This window comes from Thauera butanivorans NBRC 103042, assembly GCF_001591165.1.
Taxonomy (GTDB): domain Bacteria; phylum Pseudomonadota; class Gammaproteobacteria; order Burkholderiales; family Rhodocyclaceae; genus Thauera; species Thauera butanivorans.
In genome coordinates, this window is record NZ_BCUG01000127.1 from 1 (window position 1) to 1,405 (window position 1,405).

A 1,405-nucleotide genomic window follows, 5' to 3' on the forward strand; every position below is an offset into this window, starting at 1 on the left:
GAAGCGGCCCTGCACCTGATCGAGCTGGGTGCCGATGTGCACGCGAGAACCCGCATGCGACTGGGCGGGCCCTACGATTCCGAGGATGGCTGGATTTACATCAATGAAGGGGCGGCCGCACTCAACGGCATCGACCTGAAGGAGACGCGCAACGAAGGCCGCTGCTATGCCCGCCTCAAACGCGCGTTCATCGAGCGCGGGGTGCGTTTCCCGCAGTTCGACAAACGCTTCATCGGCCGCTGGCTGCGTGCCAAGACCGACATTACCGAACAACTGCTGCGCGAGCACGGCGCGGACGACGACACCGTGCGCCGCGTGCTCAAGTGGTATGACGAGGAAGTCCTGCCGCCGATGCCCGGCCGCCAGATCGGCCGCTGGCTCAACGATGGCGTGCCTTTCACCGAACAGATGCTGCGCGAGATCGGCGCCAATGACGAACAGGTCCTCCAGGCTCTGGACCGGCAGGAGATATGGAAACTGCCCGAGCATGGGCGTCGCAAGTACTGGAAGATCGACGACTGGCTGCGCGACGGGGTGCCGATCACCGAGCAGATGCTGCGCGAGATCGGCGCCGATCAGCAGCAGATCGACAACGCGCTGGCACGCCAGGAAATCCATCGGCGCTACCGGCCGTCTTCCCCGCAGGAATGAGCCTGTCCGTTTCCGTTCCGGCCATCGAAGCGCGCAAGGCCGCCGCGCTGGCCGTCATCGACCGGGAACTGGGCGCGGACCGGCCGGGCAGCCGGCTGCCGCCGCTTGGGGGCGGCCGATGAGCCTGCTCGCCCGCCTGCTCGCCGCCCTGCTGGCCCTGGGCCTCTTGACCGCCTGCGAACGCCCCGCCTGGGACAAGGACAGAAACATGGATACCGTCAATTTCGGCGCCTTCAGGGTCGAACTGCCCCTGGAGTTCCCCGACCCCGAACAGCGCGCCTTCGTGCTCGCCGTGCTCGAAGGGCGCGTCCACGTGCTCGCCCCCGATTCGGTTCGCCACCTGATCGACCGGCCCGGCGCCACCTACCACCTGACGCCGCTGATCCTTGCCGTCATAAACAGACAGCATCACGCGGCATGGTGGTTGCTGGAGCATGGGGCCAATCCCGATTATCGGCCGCCACGCTGGCCAAAGGGAATCAATCCGCTAGCAGAAGAATCTCCTTTGTACCACGCCGTCAATCTCGGCGACCTCAGAATGGCCACGCTGCTGTTCGACTTCGGTGCCGATCCCAACCAGAAGGGGCGAGTGGCGCCCGTCTTCTTCGAGACCATGGACCTGGGGCGGGGCGACGGGCCGCTGTTCCGCCTGTTCATCGAGCGCGGCGCGGACATCGATTTGCGCCAGAATCCCATGGACGTTCGTCCCATGGACACGCCTGTGCTGGCGTATGCCGTCACGCGCGGCCACTGC

The 1,405-nt window shown here is 66.0% G+C and carries 3 protein-coding genes; all 3 read left to right on the top strand.

Features of this window, described 5'->3' with window-relative positions:
• On the top strand, positions 1-651 hold a 651-nt coding region (locus tag TBU01S_RS24375; RefSeq protein ID WP_169803001.1), incomplete at its 5' end, for a hypothetical protein.
• On the top strand, positions 648-773 hold the full coding sequence (locus tag TBU01S_RS25045) for a hypothetical protein (protein ID WP_281178490.1): 126 nt from the start codon (positions 648-650) through the stop codon (positions 771-773). The genes TBU01S_RS24375 and TBU01S_RS25045, both read left to right, overlap by 4 nt.
• On the top strand, positions 770-1,405 hold a 636-nt coding region (locus tag TBU01S_RS24380; protein WP_169803002.1), incomplete at its 3' end, for an ankyrin repeat domain-containing protein. The genes TBU01S_RS25045 and TBU01S_RS24380, both read left to right, overlap by 4 nt.

Bases quoted from the DNA above. Each gene is read 5' to 3' on its own strand.
- TBU01S_RS25045 (WP_281178490.1), top strand. From the start codon at position 648: ATGAGCCTGTCCGTTTCCGTTCCGGCCATCGAAGCGCGCAAGGCCGCC.